Raw genomic sequence first — 16201 nt, forward strand, 5'->3', positions numbered from 1 at the left:
AGTGTGTATAAGAGACAGCCCCTGCCCCCGGCGGCACGACCGAGTTCCTGGAGCTGCTCCTCGGCGACGCGGCGGCGATCGAGTACGAACGCCCGCTGGTGCAGGCCCGCGCGGCCGGGGCAGACGCCTCGGACATCGCCGAGCTCGAGCGGGCCAAGGTCCTGGCCCTGCAGGTCCGGGAGGCCTTCCAGGCCCGCCGGCGGCGGGAGTCGGAGCTGTCGGCGCTGTTCGACACCGCCAGCGACCTAGCCCGGCTGCGCAGCGTCGACTCGGTGCTGACCGCGATCGTGCGGCGCGCCCGGCAGCTGCTGGGCACCGACACCGCGTACCTGACGCTGAACGACGACACCCGCGGCGACACCCACATGCGGGTGACCGACGGCACGGTGTCGGCCTGGTTCCAGTCCCTGCGGCTGCCGATGGGCGCCGGCCTCGGCGGGCTGGTGGCGCAGACCGCCGCGCCGTACGCGACCGACAGCTACTTCACCGACACCCGGTTCCGGCACACCGAGGACATCAACGGCGGTGTCCGCGAGGAGGGCCTGGTCGCGATCCTCGGCGTGCCACTGCTCCGCGGGTCCCAGGTGATCGGCGTCCTGTACGCCGCAGACCGCACCGAGCGGACGTTCGAGCGCTCGGAGGTCGCGCTGCTGGGGTCCCTGGCGGCGCACGCGGCCATCGCACTGGACAACGCCCGGCTGCTGGAGGAGACCCGGGCGGCCCTGGAGGAGCTCTCCGCCACCAGCCGGGAGCTGCGGGCGCACAGCGCCTCCGTCGAGCGTGCCGCCGGCGCCCACGACCGCTTCATCGACCTGGTGCTGCGTGGCGGCGGCGTGGAGGACGTCGCGGTGGCGGTGACCGAGGTCCTCGGCGGCCGGCTGACCGTGCTGGACCAGGACGGCCGTGCGACGCCCAGCGGCGGCGACCCCGGCCCGCCCGACCCGGCAGGTGCGCTCAGCCTGGCCCGGACGACGGGCCGCACCGTCCGGGACGGCGACTGGTGGACCGCCGCCGTCACCGTCAACGACGAGCTGATCGGCGGCCTGGTGCTGGGCCGGGAGGAGGAGCTCTCGGTCTCCGACCAGCGCATCCTCGAGCGGGCCGCGCTGGTCACCGCGCTGCTCCTGCTCATCCGCCGGTCGGCCGGCGAGGCCGAGCACCGGGTCCGCGGCGAGCTGCTGGGCGAGCTGCTCAGCGCGCCCACCCGGGACCCCGACGGGCTGCGCGAGCGTGCCCGGCGGCTGGGGGCCGACCTCGACCGGCCGCACGCGGTGGTGGTCGCCCAGATCGGCGGCCCGGTCGGCGACGGGGAGGGCGACGGGGTCGGCACCCGGGCCGCGGCGGCCGCCGGGCACCTGGCCGCGGTGCGCGGCGGGCTGGCCGGCGTGCACGAGGGGCGGCTGGTGCTCTGCCTGCCCGACGTCGCCCCCGGCGCGGCGGCGGAGGCGGTGCGGGTGGAGCTGCGGTCCTCGGCCGGAGCGGTGACCGCCGGGGGTGCGGGCCCGGCGACCGGCCCGGAGGCGCTGGCCGCCGCGGCCGTCGAGGCCACCCGGTGCCTGGGCACGCTGGTGGCCCTCGGGCGCACCGGCCAGTCGGCCAGCGCCGAGGAGCTCGGCTTCTTCGGCCTGCTGGTCGGCGAGCGCCGGGACGTCGGCGCCTTCGTGCGGGCGACGCTGGCACCGGTGCTCGACTACGACGCCAAGCGCGGCACCGACCTGGTCGCCACGCTGCGCGCCTGGTTCGACGCGGGCGGCAGCCCGGCCCGCGCGGCGGAGTCGCTCCGGGTGCACGTCAACACCGTCACCCAGCGGCTGGACCGGGTGGCCCGGCTGCTCGGCCGGGACTGGTCGACCCCGGACCGGGCCCTGGAGGTGCAGCTGGCGCTGCGCCTGCACCGCCTCGCCGAGGGGGCCGGCTGAGGCCCTAGCCTGGGCGGGTGCACCTCCTCGACCCCCCGGTCCTGGCCGAGGAGGAGTGGACCGTCCGGGAGGCGGCCCACCAGCGCCGGGTGGATGCGTGGGTGCTGCCGCACCAGCAGCGCCGGCGCGCGGGCGAGGCCCACCCGGTGTGGGACTTCCTCTTCAGCTACTACTCGCAGACCCCGGGCCGGCTGCGCCGCTGGCACCCGGGGGTGGGCACGGTGCTGACCGGCCCCGCCGCCGAGGCCCGGCTGAGCTGGCCGTTCCACGCCCGGGTCGGGCAGGGCGTCGCCGTGGACGTCGGGGCGTTCCTCGCCAAGCGCAGCACGGCGGTCGGCTGGGTGCACGGGCTGCTGTCGGCGACGGCCGGCCGGAGCCCCCAGTTCGGCTGCTTCGGGCTGCACGAGTGGGCGATGCTCTACCGCCCGGGAGCAGGCGAGGTGCGGCACGAGCAGCTGCCGCTGCGGCTGGGCCAGGCCGGCACCGACGCGGTGGTGGACAGCCACCGGGTGCAGTGCAGCCACATCGACGCGTACCGCTTCTTCACCCGCGCCGGCGTCCCGCGGAACACCCTGACCCCCACCCGGGAGACCCAGCAGCAGCTGGAGCAGCCGGGCTGCCTGCACGCCACGATGGACCTCTACAAGTGGGCCTACAAGCTCAGCCCGGCCGTCCCGGGTGAGCTGCTGGCCGACTGCTTCGAGCTCGCCGCCGACGTCCGGGAGCTGGACATGCGCGCCTCCCCGTACGACCTGACCGCGCTGGGCTGGTCACCCGTGGCGATCGAGACGCCGGCGGGCAAGGCGGAGTACGTGGCCGCCCAGCGCGGGTTCGCCGCTCGCGGTGCAGCACTGCGGACCCGGCTGCTCGCGGTGTGCCAGGAGCTGCTGGACGCCCCCTGATCTGCGGATCACCCCAGGGAGGGCGTCGGCACGTCCTGGGCATGGACCCCTGCGCCTGCCGCACCGGCGGCACATCTCCCCGGGCGGACGTGGAGCTCCTCCTCGACGGGGTGCCCGGGCACGTGGGCGTGAGACCGAGCCGGCACCGAACTGGCCTGCTGGACATGGACCGAGGGAAGGCAGGTGCAGGTCCCGGGTGAAGGGCTCCCGGCACGGGTGGAGCTACCGTCGGGGGGTGACCTCCACCCGCACCGACCGCTGGCTGCACCTGGACGGGACGACGAACACCCGCGACCTGGGCGGACTGCCCACGGTGGACGGCGGCGAGACCGTCTTCGGCCGGGTGCTGCGCAGCGACAACCTGCAGACCCTCAGCGAGGACGACGTCGCGACCCTGGTCGAGGAGGTCGGGCTGACCGAGGTCATCGACCTGCGGACGACCGCAGAGATCCTCATGGAGGGCCGCAGCCCGCTGCGGGACGTCGACACGGTCACCCACCGGCACTTCACGCTGCTGCCCGAGCGGGGCAGGCGCACCGACGTCTTCGCCGCCGAGGAGGACGACGAGGAGATCCGCGCGCAGCTGCCCGCCGACTGGGTCGAGTCGCTCCTGCCCCGCCAGGTGGAGGCCGAGGACGAGGGCGAGCCGCCGGCGGTCCGCTCCTACCTGGGCTACCTGACCGACGGGACCGACAACGTGCTGGCCGCGCTGCGCACGCTGGCCACCGGCGGCCCGGGCGCCGCGGTCGTGCACTGCGCGGCCGGCAAGGACCGCACCGGCGTGGTCTGCGCGCTGGCGCTGGCGGTGGCCGGCGTCGAGCCCGAGGCCATCATCGCCGACTACGCGCAGACCGCCGAGGTGATCGAGGCACTCGTCGCCAAGCTGCAGACCCACCCGACCTACGCCGAGGACATGACCCGGCGGGACGTCGCCAGCCACACCCCGCGGGCCGAGTCGATGCGCCGGGTGCTCGAGCTGCTGGACGAGCGCTGGGGCGGACCGATCGGCTGGCTCGAGCAGAACGGCTTCGGCGCCGACGAGCAGGCCGCCCTCCGCGCCCGCCTGCGCGAGTAGCTCCCGCGTCCCCCCTCCCGGGCACCGCCCCGAGCGTGCGAGGGATGGGGGGAGGGGGTCCTCCCAGCAGAAGACCCCGGCTCCCATGGGGAGTCCGGGGTCGTGTGCACGCCTGCGCGGCGCCCTCGTCGTCGAGGGAGGTGGCCCTTCTTCAGCGCAGGATGTTGGTGAACTGGTTGCTGTTCGCCAGGGTCAGCAGCTCGTCGCGCATCGCGGGGCTGCTGGTGCGGGCGACGGCGGCCGCGAGGGCGCGTCGCGTACGCGACGCCTGCCGACGCTGACGCCAGCTGGAGGTCACGCTGCTCATGTCACTGCCTTCTTCCGGTGGTCCCAGTGGTGTGTTACGCCTGTATTAAAGCAGGCGAGACATTGGATGTTCCATCGGATCGCAGGGTGTGTCGCACGAGTCACCGAAGGTTTACTCACCCAAATGGAGGAGTTGCCGTCGAACCGTCAGAGGGATGACACCCGCCGGACGCCTCCTCGACACGACGAGGCCCCGCCGGTCTCATCGACAGGCGGGGCCCCTCTGTCCAGCGCACGAGTCGTTGGTCACATCGCGCTGAGCACCTCGCGCACAGCGGCCCGGGCCGCCTGCGGATCGGCCGCCGCCAGTGCCACCTCGGCCGCGCGCTGGCAGGTGGCCAGGTCCACCGTCGCCAGCCGGGCGCCGACGCCGGCCACCGAGGACGCCGCGCAGGACAGCGAGGAGATGCCCATGCCGACCAGCACGCAGGCCAGCATCGGGTCGGCGGCCGCCTCGCCGCACACACCCACGGGCTTGCCGGCCCGCTGACCGGCCGCCGCGGTCGCGCGCACCAGCTCCAGCAGCGCCGGCTGCCAGGGGTCGGTCAGGTCGGCCAGGTCGGCCGACAGCCGGTCGGCGGCGAGCGTGTACTGCGACAGGTCGTTGGTGCCGATCGACAGGAAGTCCAGGTGCTCGAGGAACCGGTCGGCCAGGACGGCGACCGAGGGCACCTCGACCATCACGCCGGGCACCATGCCCCGTTCGCGCACCTGCGCGGCGAAGTCCGCCGCCTCGCTCACGGTGGCCACCATCGGCGCCATCACCCACGGCTGCGCTCCGGTGGCCTGCGCGGCCTGGGCCACGGCGTCGAGCTGGTGGACCAGCAGCCCCGGGTCCCGCCGGGCGGTGCGCAGCCCGCGGACGCCGAGGGCCGGGTTGGCCTCGTCCGGCGGGGTGGCGAAGGGCAGCGGCTTGTCCGACCCGGCGTCCAGCGTGCGCAGCACGACCTTCCCGTCCGGGAAGGCGGCGAGCACCGCGGCGTAGATCTGGGCCTGCTCCTCCACCGACGGCTCCTCGGTCCGGCCGAAGAAGGCCAGCTCGGTGCGCAGCAGCCCGACGCCCTCGGCGTGCGCCGCGGCGGCGGCCTGCGCCCCCGGGCCGTCCTGCACGTTGGCCAGCACCTGGACGGGGTGGCCGTCGCGGGTGGTGCCCGGCCCGCGGTAGCCGGCCAGCGCGGCCGCCGCCTCGTCGGAGGCGGCGACCCGGGCCGCGGCCTCCTGCGGGTCGGGGTCGACGGTGACGGTGCCGCGTTCGCCGTCGACGAGCACGACCACCCCCTCCGGGACGTCGGAGAGCCCACCCACGCCGACCACGCAGGGCAGACCCAGCTGGCGGGCGATGATCGCGGTGTGGCTGGTCGCACCCCCGAGGCGGGTGGCCAGGGCGACCACCTTGGTGGGGTCCAGCCCGGCGGTGTCGGCCGGGGCCAGGTCGTCGGCGAGCAGCACCGAGGGCGTCGCGGGCGCCGGGACGCCGGGCTCCCCCTGCCCGGTCAGCTGGGCGACGATCCGGTCCCGCACGTCGCGCACGTCGGTCGCCCGCTCGGCCATCACCCCGCCCAGGCTGGTGAACAGCTCGACGAACTGCTCGGCGGCCCCGACGGTGGCGACCTCGGCCGAGGAGCCGTCGCCGATCCGCTGCTCGACGGTGGACAGCAGCCCCCGGTCGCGGGCCAGCTGTGCGGTGGTGTTGAGGACCTCGGCGCTCACGCCGGTCGCGGCGGCGGCGCGGCCGGCCAGCCGCTCCGCGACCGCGTCGGCCGCTGCGCTGAACCGGTCCTTCTCGGCGGCGCGCTGCGCCTCCGGGACCGACAGGCCCGGGGTCGTCGGCAGCTCGACGGCGCCGACCGGGCGGACGACGGGGCCGACCGCCACCCCGGGTACCACCGGCGTGCCGGTCAGCACGGTCGTTGCGGGCAGGGCCGCCGCGGCGGACCGCGCTCCGGTCGGGGTGCTGGACATGGGGAGCCTCACTGTCTGCTCGGACCCGGCGTGGGCCCGTCCGGTGGATCGGGTCACGTCGATCGGTGGCGATGGGTGGAGGTCGCAGCGACGTCGGTGCGTTCGGTGACCAGGGTCACGAAGTGGCCTTGACTTGTCAACTGATCCCACGTAGAACAACAACAACACAACCTCGATCCCACACGATCGGGCATCGGCACCACGTCGAGACCTCAACGCTCCGCAGCCAGGGAGGTGACCGTGTACGCAGAAGAGCGGCAGCAGGCCATCGCCGGCCTGGTCACCCAACGCGGCCGGGTCGCCGTCACCGCCGTCGCCGAGCACTTCGGGGTCACCACCGAGACCGTGCGGCGCGACCTCGCCCTGCTCGAGCGGGCCGGGATGCTCCGCCGGGTCCACGGCGGCGCGGTCCCCGCCGGCATCTTCACCGTGGTCGAGCCCGGCCTGGGGGAGCGGCGCAACACCCGGACCGAGGCCAAGCACCGGATCGCCGCCGCGGCACTCGCCCTGCTGCCGGCCAGCTCCGGCAGCCTCATCCTCGACGGCGGCAGCACCACCGCAGCGCTCGCCGAGGTGCTCCCCGGCGACCGCGCGCTGGTCGCCGCGACCAACTCCGTCCCGATCGCCGCCCGGCTGGCCGGCTCCCCCGGCATCACGCTGCACGTGCTCGGCGGCCGGGTCCGCGGCATCACCCAGTCCGCGGTGGGCGAGTCCACCCTGGCGTCGCTGGCCGACCTGCGGGCCGACGTCGTCTTCCTGGGCACCAACGGGATCAGCGCCGGGCACGGCTTCTCCACCCCCGACGAGGCCGAGGCCGCGGTCAAGCGGGCGATGACCCGGGCCGGGCAACGGGTGGTCGTGCTCGGCGACAGCAGCAAGCTGGGTCGTGAGCACCTGGTGCGCTTCGCGACCGTCGAGGACGTCGACGTCCTGGTGACCGACGACGAAGCCGACCCGGCCGTCGTCGCCGAGCTCGAGACTTCCGGGATCGAGGTGCTCGTCGCATGACGACCGAACCCACCGCGGCCGGCGGGCGGGTGGTCACGCTGACCGCCAACCCGAGCCTGGACCGGACGCTGGACCTGCCCGGGTCGCTGGAGCGCGGCGCGGTCGCCCGCCTGGGCGGCAGCTCCACCGAGCCCGGCGGCAAGGGCGTGAACGTCGCGCGGGCGATCGCCGCCGCCGGCGCGGACGTGGTCTCGGTGCTCCCCGCGGCCGACGACGACCCCCTCGTCAAGGCGCTGCACGCACTCGGCCTGCGGCTGTCCTCCGTGCCCGTGCAGACCCCGGTGCGCACCAACTACACGCTCACCGAGCCCGACGGCACCACCACGAAGCTCAACGAGCCCGGCGCCCGGCTCGACCCGGCCACCCTCACCGCGCTCGAGGCCGCCGTGCGCGAGCAGGCCCTCGGCGCGCGGTGGGTGGTCCTGTCCGGCTCGCTGCCGCCCGGCGCGCCACTGGACTGGTACGCCACCCTGGTCCGGTCGCTGCGCGGCACCGGCGCGCGGATCGCCGTGGACACCTCCGAGGCGCCGCTGCTGGCGCTGCTCGCCGCCGGGCCGGACGCGGCCCCCGACCTGCTCAAGCCGAACACCGAGGAGCTCGCCCAGCTGGCCGGCGTGCCCGAGCAGACGGTCGGCGCCGACCCCGACGCCGCGCTCTCGGCGGTGGCCACGCTGCACGAGCGGGGCGTCGCCGAGGTGCTGCTGACCCTCGGTGGCGACGGCGCGGTGCTCTCCACCGCCGACGGCGGCCTGTGGTCGGCGCGCCCACCGCGCACCACCGTGCGCAGCACCGTCGGCGCGGGCGACTCCAGTCTCGCCGGCTACGTGCTCGCCGACCTGGCCGGACTCGACCCGGCCGGGCGGCTGCGGAACGCCGTGGCCTACGGCTCGGCCAGTGCCGCGCTGCCGGGCTCCGCCGTCCCCACCCCGGACCAGGCCGACCCGGCGGGCGTCACCGTCTCCGCCGGCCTGCCCACCTCCCCTGCTCCCGCCGAGGCCGCCCCGGCCGCCGGTGCCGACGCCCGCTGAGAACCCCCCGGGAGAACCGCATGTCCGCTCTGATCACGACCGACCTGGTGGCGCTCGACGCCGACCTCGGTCCCGACAAGGACTCCGTCATCCGCCGGCTCGCCGGGCTGGTCGCCGGCGCCGGCCGGGCCACGGGGACCGAGGCGCTGCACGACGACGCCATGGCCCGCGAGGCCAAGGTGGCCACCGGCCTGCCGGGCGGCATCGCCATCCCGCACTGCCGGTCCGGCGCGGTCACCGAGGCGTCGCTGGCCTTCGGCCGGCTCGACCCGGAGGTGGACTTCGGCGCGCCCGACGGCCCCGCCGACCTGGTGTTCCTGATCGCCGCGCCCGAGCACGGCGACGCCGACCACCTCACGCTGCTGACCGCGCTGGCCCGGGCCCTGGTGCGCCCGGAGTTCGTCGCCTCGCTGCGCGCCGCGGGCTCCGCGGAGGAGGTCGTCGGCCTGGTCCAGGACGTCGTCTCCCCCACGCCGGTCGCAGCCACCACCGGGGCCACGGCCGCGGCTGCTCCCGCGCCGGCCGGCACCCCGGCACGGTCCGCCCGCAGCCTCGTCGCGGTCAGCGCGTGCCCGACCGGCATCGCGCACACCTACATGGCCGCCGACAAGCTCACCGCCGCGGCCAAGGAGATGGGCGTCGAGCTGCACGTGGAGACCCAGGGCTCCTCGGGCTCCACGCCGCTGGACCCCTCGGTGATCAGCGGGGCCGCCGCCGTCATCTTCGCCGTGGACGTCGGGGTGAAGGACCGCGAGCGGTTCGCCGGCAAGCCGGTGGTGCAGTCGGGCACGAAGCGGGCGATGAACGAGCCCGAGGTGATGATCCGCGAGGCGCTCGCCGCCGCGGACGACCCGGACGCCCGCCGGGTGCCCGGCTCCGCCGGCGACGGACAGGCGGCCGCCACCGGCGACAAGCCCAGCGGCGGAGCCGAGGTGCGCCGCTGGCTGCTCACCGGTGTCAGCTACATGATCCCGTTCGTCGCGGCCGGCGGTCTGCTGATCGCCCTGGGCTTCCTGCTCGGCGGGTACCAGATCGTCAACCCCGACCCGGCCACCGACGGCCTCAGCTACGCGCAGAACTGGGCGCTCAACAACACCTTCCTGAACCTCCCGGACGTCTCGGGGATCGAGCACCTGAACGACGGGTTCCTCGGCTACCTCGGCGCGCTGTGCACGGTGCTCGGCCAGGCCGCGTTCACCTTCCTGGTGCCCGCGCTGGCCGGCTACATCGCCTACGCGATCGCCGACCGGCCGGGCATCGTCCCCGGCTTCGTCGTCGGCGCCATCTCGGTCACCCTGAACGCCGGTTTCCTCGGCGGTCTGGTCGGCGGCATCATCGCCGGGTTCGCCGCACTCTGGATCAGCCGGTGGAAGCTGCCGACCTGGGCCCGGGGGCTGCAGCCGGTCGTGATCATCCCGCTGCTGGCCACGCTGATCTCCAGCGGACTGATGGTCGCGGTGCTGGGCCGCCCGCTCGCCAACGTGCTGAGCGGCCTGACCGACTTCCTCAACGGGCTGACCGGCACCTCGGCGTTCCTGCTCGGGCTCATCCTCGGTCTGATGATGTGCTTCGATCTCGGCGGTCCGGTCAACAAGGCGGCCTACCTCTTCGCCACGACCGGCCTGACCGCCGATGCGAGCCGCGGCTCGCTGGTGATCATGGCCACCGTGATGAGCGCCGGCATGGTCCCGCCGCTGGCGATGGCGCTGTCCACCGCGATCAGGCCGCGGCTCTACACCGAGGCCGAGCGGGACCAGGGCAAGGCGGCCTGGCTGCTGGGTGCCTCGTTCATCTCCGAGGGCGCCATCCCCTTCGCCGCAGCCGACCCGCTGCGGGTGATCCCCTCGATGATGCTCGGCGGCGCCACCACCGGCGCGATCGTCGCGGCCAGCGGGGTGGAGCTCCGCGCTCCGCACGGCGGCGTGTTCGTGTTCTTCGCGATCAGCGGCATCCTCATGTGGATCATCGGGCTGGTCGCCGGGACCGTCGTCGGCGCGGTCGCGGTCACCATCGCCAAGAGCATCGGCCGGAAGAAGGACGACGCCGTCCCCGAGGACGCCGTCGACCTGGCCCACGCCCACAGCCCAGCGGCGGTCCCGGCGCGACCCGCCGCCGTCTGACCGGCAGACTGACCCCCAGCCTCTCGACCTCAGAAAGCAGGCACCGATGCCCTCGAAGACCGTGACCGTCGGCTCCGCCGTCGGCCTGCACGCCCGTCCCGCCGCCCTCATCGCCGAGGCAGTGTCGAAGTCGGGGGTGCCGGTCACGCTGGCCACGCCCGGCGGCAACGCCATCGACGCCGGCTCGCCCCTGATGATCATGACCCTCGGCGCCAAGCAGGGCACCGAGGTGACCGTCAGCAGCGACGACGCGAGCGTGCTCGACCGCATCGCCGACATGGTCGCCACCGACCTCGACGCGGACTGAAGGACCCCCTCCCAGGGCCATCCCGGTACGTCAGCACGGCGCCCGTCCCCCTCGGGGGGCGGGCGCCGTCGTCGTGGTGCCGACCGGTCGGTGCTGCTGCCACCCTGGGGCGGTGGACGCAGCGAGCCGCCAGCGGGCCGCGGCAGCCCTGCGCCGGCACGCCCCGGGGCTCGCCGGCACCGAGCTCGCCGCACTCGGCCAGGGCCTGGACCACACCGCCCACCTCGCCGGTGACCTGGTGCTGCGGGTCGGCGGCGACGTCGCCCGCGAGGCCGGGCTGCTGCGGCTGGTGGCCGCCCGGGTGCCGCTCCCGGTCCCCGAGCCGGTCTTCGCCGACGAGGACGACGGCGTCCTGGCCTACCGGCTGCTGCCCGGCCGGCCGCTGCTCGGCCGGGACGCCGGATCCGGGCAGGGCGCCGTCCTCGCCCGGTTCCTGCGGGCTCTGCACGCCATCGACCCCCGGGAGGTCAGCGGTCTGGTGCCGGTCGAGGAGGACGACCCCGGGGAGTGGCTGGCCGACCTCGCCGGTCCGCCCGAGCTGCTGGCGGTGCTGCGGGCGACGGTCCCCCCGCCGGCCGCGCACCGGGTGCTGGCGCACGCCGACTTGGGAGCCGAGCACCTGCTGGCACGGGACGGCGTCCTGACCGGGGTCATCGACTGGTCCGATGCCGCCGTCACCGACCCGGCGCTCGACCTCGCCCGGCCCTACCGCGACTTCGGTCCGGCCTTCCTCGCCGAGGTCCTCGATGCCTACGGCGACGGTGCCCCCGACCTGGACCGCATCCGCTTCTTCGCGCGCTGCGCGGCCCTGGAGGACCTCGAGTTCGGCCTGCGGACCGGGCAGGCGGCGTACACCCGGGCGGCACGACGGAGCCTGACCTGGCTCTTCCCCTCGAGCTGACCCGTCCGGCCCGCACGCAGAACGGCGCCCGTCCCCTGCGGAAGGGACGGGCGCCGTCGTCGGGTGGCCACCGCCGAGGACCTGCGGCCACCTGCTGCGTCCCTACCCGGTGGTGCACCACCGACACATCGCCGCTCGCCCCCCTCTTGGCGCCGGGCACCCCCGGGCAGCAGGCTGCCCTCCGTGGAGACCCGACCGCAGCAGTGCACGGTGGTGACCGGCGGGGGCCGGGGCATCGGGCGGGGCATCGTGGAGCGGCTGCTCGCCGCCGGCGACGCGGTCGTCGTCGTCGAGCGGGACGCCGCGGCCACCGCCTGGTGCGCCGACCACCCGGCGGCCGGGCGGCTGCGGGTCGCCACCGGCAGTGCCGCCGACCCCGCGGTCGCCGAGCGCGCCGCCGACCTCGCCGAGGAGCAGGGTGCGCTGACCGGCTGGGTGAACAACGCAGCCGTCTTCGCCGACGCCGGCCTGCACACCTCCCCCGCCGGCGAGGTGCTCGACCTGATCACCGCCAACCTCGCCCCCGCCGTGGTCGGCTGCGCGACCGCCGTCCGGCGGATGTCGGCCCGGGGTGCCGGGAGCATCGTGAACGTCTCCAGCCACCAGGCGCAGCGGGCGGTGCGCGGCGCCCTGCCCTACGCCACCGCGAAGGCCGCCATCGAGGGACTCACCCGGGCGGCTGCGGTCGACCACGGCCCCGCCGGGGTCCGGGTCAACGCCGTCGCGCTGGGGTCGGTGGAGACCGCACGGCACCGCGCCTTCCTGGCGGGTCTGGACACCGGGACGGCCGGCTCCGTGCAGGCCCAGCTGGCGGCGCTGCACCCGATCGGCCGGGTCGGTCAGGTCGGCGACGTCGCCGGGGTCGTCCGCTTCCTGCTCTCCGACGAGGCCGCCTGGGTCACCGGTGTCGTGCTCCCCGTCGACGGCGGCCGGGCGGCCCGGGGCGCCGACCCCGAGGAGCGCTGACCCCCCGGAGGCCGCCGGGACGACTCAGAAGGCGAGCGCCGTGCCGGGGTCGTGCAGCAGCGCGCCGACGTCGGCGAGGAAGCGCGAGCCGAGCTCCCCGTCGATGATCCGGTGGTCGAAGGAGAGCGCCAGCTGGGTCACCTGCCGGACCCGGATCCTCCCCTTGTGCACCCACGGCATCTCGCGGACCGCACCGAACGCCAGGATCGCCGACTCACCGGGGTTCAGGATCGGCGTCCCGGTGTCCACGCCGAAGACCCCGACGTTGGTGATCGTGATCGTCCCGCCGGACATCGCGGCCGGCGGCGTCTTCCCGGCCCGCGCGGTGGCGGTCAGCTCGGCCAGCGCACCGGCCAGCTCGATCAGCGACAGCCGGCCGGCGTCCTTGACGTTCGGCACCACCAGGCCGCGCGGCGTGGCCGCCGCGATGCCCAGGTTCACCGCGCCGTGGACGACGATCTCCTGCGCCGCCTCGTCCCAGGAGCTGTTCACCATCGGGTGCCGCTGCGCCGCGAGCAGCACCGCCTTGGCCACGAACAGCAGCGGGCTGACCTTCACGCCGGCGAACTCCGGACGGGCGGCGAGCCGCTCGCGGAGCTTCATCACCCGGGTCACGTCGACGGTGAGGAACTCGGTGACGTGCGGGGCGGTGAAGGCACTGGCCACCATCGCCGCGGCGGTGTGCTTGCGCACCCCCTTGATCGGGATGCGCTGGTCCCCGACTGCACTCTCGCGCGCGAGACCACCCGTGCTCTCGCGCGCGAGAGCGCGCTCTGCGGAGGCGGGCGCGGCGAGGGCGGCGTCGACGTCGGCGCGGGTGATGACCCCGCCCGGGCCGCTGCCGGTCACCGTGGAGAGGTCGACCCCGAGGTCCTTGGCGTACTTGCGCACCGGCGGCTTGGCCAGCGGCCGCAGCGCGCCCCGGCCGGACACCGGGGAGGCCGTGGGCGCGGGCAGCGTGTCCTCGGTGCTCACGTGCGCCTCGGCGGCGCGGCCGGTCTCCAGGCCCCCGTGCCGCACCGGCTTGACGGTCGCGTCCGGGGCGGTGGCCAGCAGCGGCAGATGCGCCCGGGAGTGGTCGGCCTCCGGCAGCACCTGCGGCGCCGTCGCCCGGGCGGCCGCGCTGGTCCCGTTCCGCCGGGGACGGCGGGTCGCCTCGGTGCTCTTGGGCCCGTAGCCGACCAGGACGGCGGTGCGGCCGTTGGCGTTGGTCTCCCCGATCAGCCCGGACCCGGCCGGCTCGGCCGCGGCGGGAGGACCCTCGCCGCCCAGGTCGATGGTGATGATCGGGGCGCCGACGTCGACCGTCGTCCCCGGCTCGTACAGCAGCTCGGTCACCGTCCCGGCGAACGGGCTGGGCAGCTCCACGGCGGCCTTGGCCGTCTCCACCTCGCAGAGCGGCTGGTTGACGGTGACGGTGTCACCGACGGCGACCAGCCACGACAGGATCTCCCCCTCGGTGAGCCCCTCACCGACGTCGGGCAGCTTGAACTGGCGCAGGTCGGCCATCAGAACCCCAGCGATCGGTCGACGGCGTCGAGCACGCGGTCGAGGTCGGGGAGGTACTCCTCCTCCAGCTTGGACGGCGGGTAGGGCGTGTCGTAGCCGCCCACCCGCAGCACCGGCGCCTCCAGGGAGTGGAAGCACTCCTCGGTGACCCGGGCGGCGATCTCCGACCCCAGCCCCAGGGTCACCGGCGCCTCGTGCACGACCACGCACCGGCCGGTCCGGCGGACCGAGTCGAACACCGGGGCGAGGTCCAGCGGGGAGACGGTGCGCAGGTCGATCACCTCGAGCGACCGGCCCTCCTCGGCGGCGGCCTGGGCGGCCTGCAGCGCCGTCTTCACCATCGGGCCGTAGGCGAGGACGGTCACGTCTTCGCCACCGCGCACCACCCGGGAGGCGAACAGCGGGTCAGGGGTGCCGTCGACGTCGACCTGCCCCTTCTCCCAGTACCGCCGCTTCGGCTCCAGGAAGACGATCGGGTCGGGGTGCGTGATCGCCTGCTGGATGCCCCAGTACGCGTCCGACGGGGTGCTGACGGCGACCACCTTGAGGCCCGCGGTGTGTGCGAAGTAGGCCTCCGGGCTCTCGCTGTGGTGCTCGACCGCGCCGATGCCGCCACCGAAGGGGATGCGGATGACGATCGGCATCGGCAGCCGGCCCTTGGAGCGGGCGTGGATCTTGGCGACCTGGGTGACGATCTGGTTGTAGGCGGGGAAGACGAACCCGTCGAACTGGATCTCGCAGACCGGCCGGTAGCCGCGCATGGCCAGCCCGACGGCGGTGCCGAGGATGCCGGCCTCCGCGAGCGGGGTGTCCACCACGCGGTCGTCGCCGAAGTCCTTCTGCAGGCCGTCGGTGATCCGGAAGACCCCGCCGAGCTTGCCGATGTCCTCGCCCATGAGCAGGACCTTGGCGTCGTCCTCCATGGCCTTCCGCAGGCCGAGGTTGAGCGCCTTGCCGATGGTCAGCGTCTCGGTGCTCACTGGTGACCCCCCTCGAAGCTGGCGTGGTAGGCCACGAACTCCTCGCGCTGGCGGGCCAGCTCGGGGGTCTGCTCGGCGTAGACGTGGTCGAAGATCTCGGTGCCGGCGGGGTCGGCCATCTCCAGCGTGCCCCGGCGGATCCGGGCCGCCAGCTCGTCGCCCTCGGCGTCGACCGAGGCGAAGAACCCGGCGTCGGCGATGCCGGAGCGGGACAGGTGGGCCTTGAGCCGGGCGATCGGGTCGCGCAGCTTCCACTCCTCCAGCTCGCTGGCCAGCCGGTAGCGGGTCGGGTCGTCGGAGGTGGTGTGCGCGCCCATCCGGTAGGTGAAGGCCTCGATGAACGTCGGCCCCTGACCCTCCCGCGCGGCGGCCAGCGCCGCCCGGGTGACCGCCAGGACGGCGAGGACGTCGTTGCCGTCGACCCGGACGCCGGGGAAGCCGAAGCCCGCGGCCCGCTGGTACAGCGGCACCCGGGACTGGCGCTCGATCGGCACGCTGATCGCGTACTGGTTGTTCTGGCAGAAGAAGACCACCGGGGCGGAGAACGTGGCGGCCCAGATCATCGCCTCGTTGACCTCGCCCTGACTGGTGGCGCCGTCACCCAGGAAGGCCAGCGTCGCGCTCTCCGCGCTGTCGCGCTGCAGCCCCATCGCGTAGCCGGTGGCGTGCAGCGTCTGCGCACCGATCACGACCGTGTAGAGGTTGAACCTGGTGGCGACCGGGTCCCAGCCGCCCTGGTCGACCCCGCGGAACAGGCTCATCACGTGCAGCGGGTCGACGCCCCGGGTCCACGCGACGCCGTGCTCGCGGTAGGTCCGGAAGGCCATGTCGTCCTCGCCGAGCGCGCGGCCGGCGCCCACCTGGGCGGCCTCCTGGCCGAGCAGCGAGGCCCAGATGCCGAGCTCGCCCTGCCGCTGCAGGGCGGTGGCCTCGACGTCCCAGCGCCGCACCAGGGCGAGGTCCCGGTACAGCTGACGCAGCTCCTCGTCGCTGACGTCGAGGGAGTAGTCCGGGTGCTCGACCCGCTCACCCTCCGGGGTGAGCAGCTGCACCAGGTCGGGTTGACCGGGCAGGTGGGGGGCGCCGGCCCCGGGTACGGGGTCGACCACCTCGGTGGTCTGCGACAGCGTGCTCATGCCGATCTCCTGCCGTCTCGCGGGTGCCGGGGTCACCGACCGCCCGTCGTCGGACGTCTCCGCGGCGCCGGGGTGTGGCACC

At 75.1% G+C, this 16201-nt stretch carries 14 protein-coding genes; 9 read left to right on the plus strand and 5 right to left on the minus strand.

Translation table 11 applies throughout. The annotated features are described in order from the left end of the window. Positions 1-98 precede the first annotated feature (98 nt). From FHL79_RS20115 to FHL79_RS20125, 3 genes are all read left to right on the plus strand, one after another. Complete coding sequence (locus FHL79_RS20115) at positions 99-1919, plus strand: helix-turn-helix domain-containing protein (protein WP_281283886.1); 1821 nt, start codon at positions 99-101, stop codon at positions 1917-1919. A 17-nt stretch (positions 1920-1936) separates the two neighbouring features. Beyond that, complete coding sequence (locus FHL79_RS20120) at positions 1937-2821, plus strand: 3-methyladenine DNA glycosylase (RefSeq protein ID WP_138760349.1); 885 nt, start codon at positions 1937-1939, stop codon at positions 2819-2821. Between the two features lie 235 nt (positions 2822-3056). Beyond that, the gene (locus tag FHL79_RS20125; RefSeq protein WP_138760350.1) at positions 3057-3896 is read left to right on the plus strand and encodes a tyrosine-protein phosphatase; all 840 of its coding nucleotides are present in this window, start codon (positions 3057-3059) and stop codon (positions 3894-3896) included. 151 nt (positions 3897-4047) lie between these two features. On the opposite strand, the gene FHL79_RS25215 is transcribed toward FHL79_RS20125, so the two are convergent. Then, positions 4048-4203 (minus strand): hypothetical protein, encoded by a 156-nt coding sequence (locus tag FHL79_RS25215; RefSeq protein ID WP_171058257.1) that lies wholly within the window; start codon positions 4201-4203, stop codon positions 4048-4050. Between the two features lie 245 nt (positions 4204-4448). Further along, positions 4449-6164 carry a phosphoenolpyruvate--protein phosphotransferase gene (locus FHL79_RS20130; RefSeq protein ID WP_138760351.1) on the minus strand — a complete coding sequence of 572 codons (1716 nt, stop codon included), beginning with the start codon at positions 6162-6164 and terminating at the stop codon, positions 4449-4451. Positions 6165-6404: 240 nt separating this feature from the next. Here FHL79_RS20130 and FHL79_RS20135 point away from each other — a divergent pair, with 240 nt between their 5' ends. The 6 genes from FHL79_RS20135 (at position 6405) to FHL79_RS20160 (ending at position 12494) form a co-directional block, all read left to right on the plus strand. Next, the gene (locus tag FHL79_RS20135; RefSeq protein WP_138760352.1) at positions 6405-7172 is read left to right on the plus strand and encodes a DeoR/GlpR family DNA-binding transcription regulator; all 768 of its coding nucleotides are present in this window, start codon (positions 6405-6407) and stop codon (positions 7170-7172) included. Further along, positions 7169-8200: a 1-phosphofructokinase family hexose kinase gene (locus FHL79_RS20140; protein ID WP_138760353.1), complete on the plus strand. Its 1032-nt coding sequence runs from the start codon at positions 7169-7171 to the stop codon at positions 8198-8200. The genes FHL79_RS20135 and FHL79_RS20140 overlap by 4 nt, the downstream gene beginning before the upstream one ends. Positions 8201-8220: 20 nt before the next feature. Then, on the plus strand, positions 8221-10320 hold the full coding sequence (locus FHL79_RS20145; protein ID WP_138760354.1) for a PTS fructose transporter subunit IIABC: 2100 nt from the start codon (positions 8221-8223) through the stop codon (positions 10318-10320). Positions 10321-10366: 46 nt separating this feature from the next. Beyond that, a complete protein-coding gene (locus tag FHL79_RS20150; RefSeq protein WP_138760355.1) occupies positions 10367-10627 on the plus strand; it encodes an HPr family phosphocarrier protein in 261 nt (86 codons plus the stop codon). Positions 10628-10739: 112 nt separating this feature from the next. Beyond that, the gene (locus tag FHL79_RS20155; protein ID WP_218938532.1) at positions 10740-11528 is read left to right on the plus strand and encodes a phosphotransferase; all 789 of its coding nucleotides are present in this window, start codon (positions 10740-10742) and stop codon (positions 11526-11528) included. 183 nt (positions 11529-11711) lie between these two features. Next, entirely contained in the window at positions 11712-12494 is a 783-nt protein-coding gene (locus tag FHL79_RS20160) for an SDR family NAD(P)-dependent oxidoreductase (RefSeq protein ID WP_218938533.1), read from the plus strand. Positions 12495-12518: 24 nt separating this feature from the next. Here the strand turns inward: FHL79_RS20160 and FHL79_RS20165 are convergent, their stop codons facing one another. Genes FHL79_RS20165 through pdhA form a run of 3 tightly spaced genes read right to left on the minus strand, consistent with a single transcriptional unit; the run spans position 12519 to position 16119 of the window. Beyond that, positions 12519-14003: a dihydrolipoamide acetyltransferase family protein gene (locus FHL79_RS20165; RefSeq protein ID WP_138760356.1), complete on the minus strand. Its 1485-nt coding sequence runs from the start codon at positions 14001-14003 to the stop codon at positions 12519-12521. Next, positions 14003-14983, minus strand: a complete 981-nt coding sequence (locus FHL79_RS20170) for an alpha-ketoacid dehydrogenase subunit beta (RefSeq protein WP_138760357.1) — start codon at positions 14981-14983, stop codon at positions 14003-14005. Before FHL79_RS20170 ends, FHL79_RS20165 begins: the two co-directional genes overlap by 1 nt. Then, entirely contained in the window at positions 14980-16119 is a 1140-nt protein-coding gene (gene pdhA, locus FHL79_RS20175) for a pyruvate dehydrogenase (acetyl-transferring) E1 component subunit alpha (protein WP_138760358.1), read from the minus strand. The genes FHL79_RS20170 and pdhA overlap by 4 nt, the downstream gene beginning before the upstream one ends. Positions 16120-16201: the final 82 nt, after the last annotated feature.

Origin of the sequence: Modestobacter altitudinis (genome assembly GCF_005930475.1) — a bacterium.
Lineage (GTDB): Bacteria > Actinomycetota > Actinomycetes > Mycobacteriales > Geodermatophilaceae > Modestobacter > Modestobacter altitudinis.